The 8457-nt window shown below is 66.3% G+C and carries 7 protein-coding genes and 1 tRNA gene; 5 read left to right on the top strand and 3 right to left on the bottom strand.

Translation table 11 applies throughout. From position 1 onward, the window contains the following. Together ppsA and K789_RS0107435 are read right to left on the bottom strand one after the other, a co-directional pair. Positions 1–2367 (bottom strand): phosphoenolpyruvate synthase (gene ppsA / locus K789_RS0107440; RefSeq protein ID WP_024366214.1); only part of this gene is annotated, 2367 nt, incomplete at its 3' end. Between the two features lie 152 nt (positions 2368–2519). Beyond that, positions 2520–3338, bottom strand: coding sequence for a pyruvate, water dikinase regulatory protein (locus K789_RS0107435; protein ID WP_024366213.1), 819 nt, complete (start codon positions 3336–3338; stop codon positions 2520–2522). Between the two features lie 115 nt (positions 3339–3453). Here K789_RS0107435 and K789_RS0107430 point away from each other — a divergent pair, with 115 nt between their 5' ends. Together K789_RS0107430 and K789_RS0107425 are read left to right on the top strand one after the other, a co-directional pair. After that, positions 3454–3657: a hypothetical protein gene (locus tag K789_RS0107430; RefSeq protein ID WP_024366212.1), complete on the top strand. Its 204-nt coding sequence runs from the start codon at positions 3454–3456 to the stop codon at positions 3655–3657. A 466-nt stretch (positions 3658–4123) separates the two neighbouring features. Then, entirely contained in the window at positions 4124–5530 is a 1407-nt protein-coding gene (locus K789_RS0107425) for a GmrSD restriction endonuclease domain-containing protein (RefSeq protein ID WP_024366211.1), read from the top strand. A 180-nt stretch (positions 5531–5710) separates the two neighbouring features. On the opposite strand, the gene K789_RS0107420 is transcribed toward K789_RS0107425, so the two are convergent. Beyond that, a tRNA-Ser gene (locus K789_RS0107420) sits at positions 5711–5800 on the bottom strand. Positions 5801–5952: 152 nt separating this feature from the next. On the opposite strand from K789_RS0107420, the gene K789_RS0107415 reads away from it, so the two are divergent. The 3 genes from K789_RS0107415 to K789_RS26550 form a co-directional block, all read left to right on the top strand. Beyond that, positions 5953–7002, top strand: a complete 1050-nt coding sequence (locus K789_RS0107415; RefSeq protein ID WP_024366210.1) for a dehydrogenase — start codon at positions 5953–5955, stop codon at positions 7000–7002. Positions 7003–7006: 4 nt separating this feature from the next. Next, on the top strand, positions 7007–7405 hold the full coding sequence (locus tag K789_RS0107410; protein ID WP_024366209.1) for a 6-pyruvoyl trahydropterin synthase family protein: 399 nt from the start codon (positions 7007–7009) through the stop codon (positions 7403–7405). A gap of 43 nt (positions 7406–7448) precedes the next feature. Further along, positions 7449–8457 (top strand): glycosyltransferase (locus tag K789_RS26550; protein WP_416352794.1); only part of this gene is annotated, 1009 nt, incomplete at its 3' end.

Below are 8457 nucleotides of genomic sequence, written 5' to 3'. Positions count from 1 at the left end.
GCCGGCGAGCCGGATCCAGGTTTCCACCACGGTGTCGGGGTTCAGCGAGACGGAGTCGATGCCTTCCTCGACCAGCCATTCGGCGAAGTCCGGGTGGTCGCTCGGCCCCTGCCCGCAGATGCCAACGTACTTGCCGCGGGCCTTGCATGCCTTGATGGCCATGCTCAGGAGCTTCTTGACGGCAGGGTTGCGCTCGTCGAAGCTGCCGGCGACGATCGAGGAATCCCGGTCCAGGCCCAGGGTCAGCTGGGTCATGTCGTTGGAGCCGATGGAGAAGCCGTCGAAGTAGTCGAGGAACTCGTCGGCCAGCAGGGCGTTGGACGGAAGCTCACACATCATGATGACCTCGAGGCCGTTTTCGCCACGGCGCAGGCCATTCTCGGCGAGCAGGTCGATGACGCCGCTGGCCTCGTCCAGGGTGCGCACAAACGGGATCATCAGCTTGACGTTGGTCAGGCCCATCTCGTTGCGGACGAAGGACAGGGCCTCGCACTCGAGGTCGAAGCAGTCCCGGAAGGACGGCTCCAGGTACCGCGAGGCGCCGCGGAAGCCGATCATCGGGTTCTCTTCGTGCGGCTCGTAGGCAGGTCCGCCGAGAAGATTGGCGTACTCGTTGGACTTGAAGTCGGACATCCGGACAATCACCGGTTCCGGCGCGAACGCCGCGGCGATGGTTGCGACGCCCTCGGCCAGGCGCTTGATGTAGTAATCGCGCGGGCTGTCGTAGGCGGCGATCCGCTCCCGGATTTCGGCCTTGACCTCGTCCGGCTGGTCCGCCAGGTTCAGCAGCGCCTTGGGGTGGATGCCGATCTGCCGGTTGATGATGAATTCCAGCCGGGCCAGGCCCACGCCGTGGTTGGGCAGCTGCGCGAAGGTGAAGGCCTGCTCGGGGGTGCCGACGTTCATCATGACCTTGACGGGGGCCTCGGGCAGCTGGGTGATTTCGGTTTCCTCGACGCTGAAGTCCAGGAGCCCCTCGTAGATGACACCGGTCTCGCCGTCGGCGCACGAGACGGTCACGTCGAGTCCGTCGGAGAGGATATCCGTGGCAGATCCGGTACCAACGACGGCGGGAATCCCCAGTTCGCGGGCGATGATCGCCGCGTGGCAGGTGCGTCCGCCGCGGTTGGTCACGATCGCGGAGGCGCGCTTCATGATCGGTTCCCAGTCCGGGTCGGTCATGTCCGCGACCAGGACGTCGCCGGTCTTGAAGGCCGCCATCTGGTCGATTGAGGTGAGGATGCGGACGCTGCCGGCGCCGATGCGCTGGCCGATCGCGCGGCCCTCGACCAGGACCTTGCTCGTGCCGTTCAGGAGGAAGCGGCTCAGGCTGCCGGAGGTCCTGCGGGACTGCACGGTCTCCGGGCGTGCCTGCAGAATGTACAGGCCGCCGTCGATCCCGTCCTTGCCCCATTCGATGTCCATGGGGCGTCCGTAGTGGTTCTCGATGGCGACGGCGTGGCGGGCGAGCTGCTCGACGTCGTCGTCCGTGAGGCTGAAGCGGTTCCGCAGCGACGCCTCAACCGGAACAAAATCAATGGTGTGGCCGATTTCGCGGTTGCTCGTGTACGTCATCTGGAGCGCTTTTTCGCCCAGTCCGCGCTTGAGGATGGCCGGGCGGCCTGCGTTCAGGGCCGGCTTGTAGACGTAGAACTCGTCCGGGTTGACGGCGCCCTGGACGACGGCTTCGCCGAGGCCGTAGGAGGAGGTCACGAAGACAGCGTCCTGGAACCCGGATTCGGTGTCCATGGTGAACATCACGCCGGAGGCGCCGACGTCGGAACGGACCATGCGCTGGATGCCCGCGGAGAGTGCCACTTCGGCGTGCTCGAACTTGTGGTGCACCCGGTAGGCGATGGCCCGGTCGTTGTAGAGGGACGCGAAGACGTCCTTGATGGCGACCAGGATGTTCTCGATGCCCCGGACGTTCAGGAAGGTTTCCTGCTGTCCGGCGAAGGAAGCGTCGGGAAGGTCTTCGGCCGTCGCGCTGGAGCGGACGGCCCAGGAGAGGTCGTCGGAGCCGCCGTGCTTGTCCACCAGCTTCTGGTAGGAGGCGCGGATCTGGGATTCAAAGTCCGGCAGGAAGGGCGTCTCGCGCATCAGCGTGCGGATCTCCTGCCCCGCTGCTGCCAGGGCCGTCACGTCGTCGGTGTCCAGGCCCACCAGCCTGTCGGCAATCTTCTGGTCCAGGCCGGAGTCAGCCAGGAAGCTGCGGTAGGCATCCGCCGTCGTGGCGAAGCCGTCAGGTACCTGGACGCCGGCAGAGGTCAGGTTCTGCACCATCTCGCCAAGGGAGGCGTTCTTGCCGCCCACCCGGTCCAGATCCTTGAGGCCGAGTTCTGAGAACCACAGGATGTCTGTCGTCATGGTTGCTGCTCCTTTGCAGATGGTGGCATAGGGGTATCGCCGCCCCGCATGGGGCGATCGCCGGTTGATGGGCGCAAGTCCTGTCCACAGTGACAGGTCTGCGCCGCTGTTTCCACATGATGTGGTCCACGCAACACTTGTGAACAGCTTCCCTAGTGTTTAAGGTTCATCTTCTGGAGGATGGTGGCGGCCATTTCCTCGACGGAGACGCTGGCCGAATTCAGGTAGGGGATTCCGTGGGACACGTACAGCCGTTCGGCGCTGCGGAGCTCGAAGCCGCACTGCCGCAGCGACGCGTAGGGCGAGCCGCGGCGGCGTTCGGTGCGGACCTGGCTCAGGCGCAGGGGATTGGTGGTGAGGCCGAAACACTTCGAAACGAACGGCCGCAGCGGCTTGGGGAGTCCCTCGCGTTCGAAGTCCTCGTCCACCAGCGGGAAGTTGGCGGCGAAGATGCCGTGCTGCAGTGCCAGGTACATGGTGGTGGGCGTCTTGCCACAGCGGGACGGGGCCACCAGGATGACCTGGGCCTTTTCGAGCGCGCGCAGGCTCGCGCCGTCGTCGTGCTCCATGGCGTATTCGACGGCGGCCATCCGGGACTGGTAGCGGGCGGCGTTGCCGAGTCCGTGGGCCCGGCCCGGTTCCCCGCTGGCTTCGGTGCCCAGGGCCCGCTCCAGCTGGCCGACGTGCGTCCCGATGAGGTCCACGATGATTCCCTTGCAGGTGCCCAGGGTCTGGCGGATGTCGCTGCCGACGGCAGTGGAAAAGACGATCGGCTGCAGGCCGGCGGCCGCACGGTTGTCGATGACCCTGACGACGGCGCGTGCCTGGTCGACGGTGGTGATGAAGGGGACCGTGATGCGGTCAAAATCGTTCGCGGGGAACTGCGTCAGCAAGGTGTTGCCGAGCGTTTCTGCGGTGATGCCCGTACTGTCCGAAAGGAAGTAGACCGGGCGGGGAGCGTCATTGGTCATGAACGCATTGTGCCCCAGTGCGGGCCGGTCGTTCTTCCATGACGCACCCGCCGGGCGCCCCGCGCCGTCCGGCCTTCGGGGGTAGGCTGTGTCCCACGTCACCAAAGGAGCCCTAATGAGCTACAAATATCGGACCGTCAAGGTCCGCGGTACGGACCTGGTCGGCACTATTGCCCGCAGGCATGGGGGTGCCCCCGAAATCTACGAAACCTCGAAGGACCCCAGCACTTCCGTCGTTCCTGTGTTCTTTCCGGAAACCGGCGAGATCCGTTTCTTCGACCGGTCGGTGCTGGAGGACTTTGTGAGCCCGGCCGGCTAGTTCACTTCTGGGTCGGGTCCGGAAATGTGGAATGCGCGGGGGGCTTTAATCACAAAGCGGCAGAATTTTCAATTCACATTGAAACCTCTTGCCCGCCCAAGCGAAGCCGTTTACTCTTGCGTTGGGATCTGGCCCGGGCATCTTTCTGGGGAGAGACCATTTCGGTGTACCGATCGAGCCGGATTCCGCAAAGGCTGGCTCCATGGTCTCAAAACGATGGAGCCAGCTGCAGGAATCTTTGGTGGGTGCGGCACCCTGCCGGTCGCAAACTTCCGCGGTCAGGTCTTACGCTGACCCGCGCATGAATCCCCTCAATCCGGGCGCTTGGCCCCGCACCTCACAGCGAATGCCTTCACAGAAGGTTGAAAGTGTAAGTAAAGCCATATACTCCCCTAGGCGCTAGACAGCGTCCTAAGTCTGGAACCGAGCGAAGACGCTGCGGTGCTGCAAAATGGGGGAACACCAATTGAATATTTACAAATCGCTCTTAGGCCCGAGGGACCTATCGGTGGAGGCGCCGAAGCCTCCCAAGAAACCGAAAGCATCCACCTTCGTCGTCGGGGCCCTCGCCCTGATTTTCATGGCTCTCGGAGGTGCCACCGGTGGAATTGGTGGGGCACTGATTTTCCTCGGCATATTCGCTGCCATGACGGGTCTGTTCGTCCTCGCCACAGGCCGTCGCTCCTGGGCACGCCTGCCCGGCGGAAGAAAAACGGGCGGCATCGTCCTTGCGGCGTCACTGGTACTCGTCATGGTTGGCGGCCTCACCACAACGGCGAAACCTAAAGAGAATCTGGATGCCTCAGCAGCTTCAGATAGCGAGAAGCGGGCCGCCAGCCCGTCCAGTTCCGCAACAACTTCCTCGACTCCCTCCCCAAAGGCGTCCGCCACGGAGACCGGCGCTCCGCTGGACCCGGATAACAACTCGGATGTGGCCGTAGGGGTCAGCTACGCCGCCCCTAGAACCCAGCCTGCTTACGCGACCAAAGCACTTGATCTTCTCGATACCCTCGTGATCAAAGGCCGCGCTCCAAAGACCGGCTACGACCGTGCGATGTTCGGCCAGGCATGGGCGGACGTCGATCGAAATGGCTGCGACACGAGAAACGACACACTCAAGCGGGACCTGACGGACGTGAAGTTCACGAACAGCGTGCCCTGCAAGGTCCAAAGCGGAAACCTGTCGGATCCCTACACCGGCAAGAGCATCAACTTTCTGCGCGGCGCAGCTACAAGTTCTGCCGTACAAATTGACCACGTTGTGGCATTGAGCGACGCCTGGCAGAAGGGCGCACAGCAGCTCAGCCTTGAGCAGCGCACGTCCTTCGCGAATGACCCCCTCAACCTTCAGTCCACCGATGGGCCGACGAATATGCAGAAGGGTGACGGAGACGCCGCGACGTGGCTGCCGCCGAATAAGAGCTACCGGTGCGAGTACGTGGCCCGACAGATCTCCGTCAAGGCAACCTATAGTCTGTGGGTAACCCAAGCCGAACATGACGCCATGGCAAGAATCCTGGGCGACTGCACCGGTCAACTTGCCCCGACCAGTGAAAAGGCTCCGCCAGCACCCGAACCTGTGCCCTCGGCGGCAGCGGTTGTTGTTGCCCCCGCGCCCGCGCCGTACGTAGCGCCGGCACCTGCACCGGCGCCCGCACCCTACGTAGCGCCGGCACCTGCACCGGCGCCCGCACCCTACGTACCGCCGGCACCTGCACCGGCGCCCGCACCCTACGTACCGCCGGCACCTGCCGCCTACTACGCCAACTGCACCGCGGTAAAGCAGGCGGGGGCTGCTCCGATCTACGCGGGACAGCCCGGATACAGCCGAAGCCTGGACCGAGACGGCGACGGGATCGCCTGCGAGAAGTAGGAACAAGGAAGTAGCCCCGCCAGCTCTAGTAGCCGGCGGGGCTTCTTTGGCCCGGACCCTGCGGGAGCAAGCGGGCTGGTCGGCTGCTTCATGCGGGCGGCGACCACTGAGGGCCGTCTAGATAAAGCAAAGGCCCCGGGCCTCCTCTGTAAACAAAGGAAACCAGGGGCCTCGCTATTTTGGCGGTGACGGTGGGATTTGAACCCACGTTGGCTTTGACACCAAACAACATTTCGAGTGTTGCACCTTCGGCCGCTCGGACACGTCACCAACCTGAATAGGTTACCGGAGCAAAGCGCCCATCCACAAAACGGCGCCCCAACAGACCCCGGACGCCGTCCGTCCGGTCCCCGGGCGGCGCCGCGCCCGGGGACGGCCGGGACTTCCCCGTGAAGGGGCAGGGGACTAGATTCGTCAGCAAGATGAGCAATTCAGACCAGCTACCAGCACAGCCCGCCACAGCCACCGCATATTGGACCGTCGGCCCCGAGAAGGGGGAGCTCCGGCGCGAGGACCTGCCTGCCCCCGGCCCGGGCGAAGCGCTGGTGCGCACCCTCTACTCCGGCATCAGCAAGGGCACCGAGCTGGTGGTCCACAATGCCCGCGTCCCGGAGTGCGTGGCGGAGGAAATGGCCGCCCCGAACCAGGAAGGCTCCTTCCCGTCCCCGGTGAAGTTCGGCTACCTCTCCGTCGGCGTCGTCGAGGCCGGCCCGGCTGACTGGCTGGGGAAGACCGTTTTCTGTCTCTACCCGCACCAGGACCGTTACGTCGTCCCGGTGGAGTCGCTCACCGAGGTTCCGGAAGACGTTCCCGCCCGCCGCGCCGTGCTGACCGGCACCGTCGAGACAGCGATCAACGGGATCTGGGAGGCCGGGCCCCGCCTCGGCGACCGCGTCGCCGTGATCGGCGCAGGCCTCATCGGCGGCATGGTGGCCAAGCTCCTGCGCTCCTTTCCGCTCGGGCGGCTCCAGCTGATCGACGTCGACCCGGCCAAACGGGCGTTCGCCGAAACGCTCGGCGTCGAATTCAGCCACCCCGACGACGCCCTGCCGGACTGCGACATCGTGATCCACTGCTCCGCCTCCGAGGCGGGCCTCGGCCGGGCCCTGCAACTTGCGGGCGACGACGGCGACGTCATCGAGATGTCCTGGTACGCCGACCGCAAAGTCACCGTGCCGCTGGGCGAAGACTTCCACGCGCGCCGGCTCTCCATCCGTGCCAGCCAGGTGGGCGTCGTGGCCCGGGCACACCGCCACCGCCGCACCAACGCCGACCGACTCCAGCTGGCCGTCTCACTGCTGCGCGATCCCGGGTTCGACGCGTTCCTCACCGGCTCATCCCCGCTCGCGGAGCTGCCCGACGTCGTCCAGCGGCTCTCCGACGGCACACTGGACGCGCTCTGCCACGTTATTGAATACCCGGTGAGTGGAGACCCCGCTATCGACCCAGCCACAACAGAAGCCACGAGGTAAATCCGTGTTCAGCCTGACCGTCCGCCGCAACTTCATGATCGCCCACAGCCTCCCGCGCCCCGCCTTCGGCCCGGCCCAGGGCATGCACGGCGCCACGTTCGTCACGGAAGTGACCTTCCGCCGTCGGACCCTGAACGACGACTCGATCGTCCTGGACATCGGCGAGGCCGGCGAGGTGCTGGATTCCATCCTCGAAGGCCTGAACTACAAGAACCTCGACGAGCACCCGGACTTCGCCGGCAGGCTCAGCACCACCGAGGCCCTGGCCCAGTACATCGCCGACGCCGTGGCGGCCAGGATCCGCACGGGGGCGGACGGGCGCGAGCTCGCCGGGCTGGACGTCACACTGCGCGAAACCCCGGACGCCTGGGCCAGCTACTCGCTCGACTTTGAGGCCAGCTAGGACTTCGGTGCCCGCCAGGAACGGGGCGCCAGCCAGGAGCAGGTTGCAGCCGGACGCCCTCCGCGTCCGCCTGGTGGTGCCCGGCAACGTGCATCACAACTCCGGCGGCAACGTCTACAACGCCGCCCTCGCCCGGGAGCTTGCCGCGCTGGGCGTGGACGTTGAAACCTGCCCGGTCGACGGCGACTGGCCGGTGGGCAGCGCCGGGGACCGGCGGCGGCTGGGCGCCCTTCTGTGCGACGGCGACGGCGACGGCGATGGCCGCGACGGCACCGGACGCACGGTCACCGTCGTGGACGGACTGCTCGCGTGCGGGGCGCCGGAGGAACTCGCGGCCGCAGCGGCCGCCGGACGCCCGGCCTGGATCCTGCTGCACATGCCTCTGGATGACGTGGCACATGACGCCCGTCTGGAACGCCGGGCACTACGGGAAGCGGCCGGGGTGATCTGCACCAGCACGTCAGCGGCGGNCGGCATCCGGGCCCGGCACGGAATGGATGGCCTCCGGGTTGCCTTGCCCGGCACCGACACCGCCGCGCTGGCCTCCGGATCGGAGCCGCCGCACCTGATTGCCGTGGCGGCCCTGCTGCCGAACAAGGACCAGTCAACGCTCCTCGCCGCACTGTCCGCCCTGCAGGACCTGCCGTGGACCGCCTCCCTGATCGGCTCCGACACCGCGGATCCCGCCTATGCCGCGGTCCTCCGGGGCACGATGCAACGGCTGGGGCTGCAGAACCGCGTAAGGATCCCCGGGGAGCTGCGGGGCCCGGCGCTGGAGGCGGAGTGGGCAGCAGCCGACCTCAGCCTGCTCATCTCGCAGGCTGAGACCTACGGGCTGGTGGTCACGGAGTCGATTGCGCGGGGTGTGCCGGTGGTGGTCCGGGCCGGCACCGGCGCCGTCGAAGCGCTCGCGGCCGGCACCCCTGATCCAAGGCCCGCGCCGGACCATGCTGCCGTCTTGCCGGGAGCCGCCGTCGCGCTCAGTGCGGACCCGGCGCCACTCACGGACGTGCTGCGGCGCTGGTTGTCCGAGCCCGCCCTCCGCGCCCGCT

It is taken from the genome of Arthrobacter sp. TB 26, from assembly GCF_000427315.1.
Lineage (GTDB): Bacteria > Actinomycetota > Actinomycetes > Actinomycetales > Micrococcaceae > Arthrobacter.
This window is presented reverse-complemented; position numbering and strand designations above follow the sequence as displayed.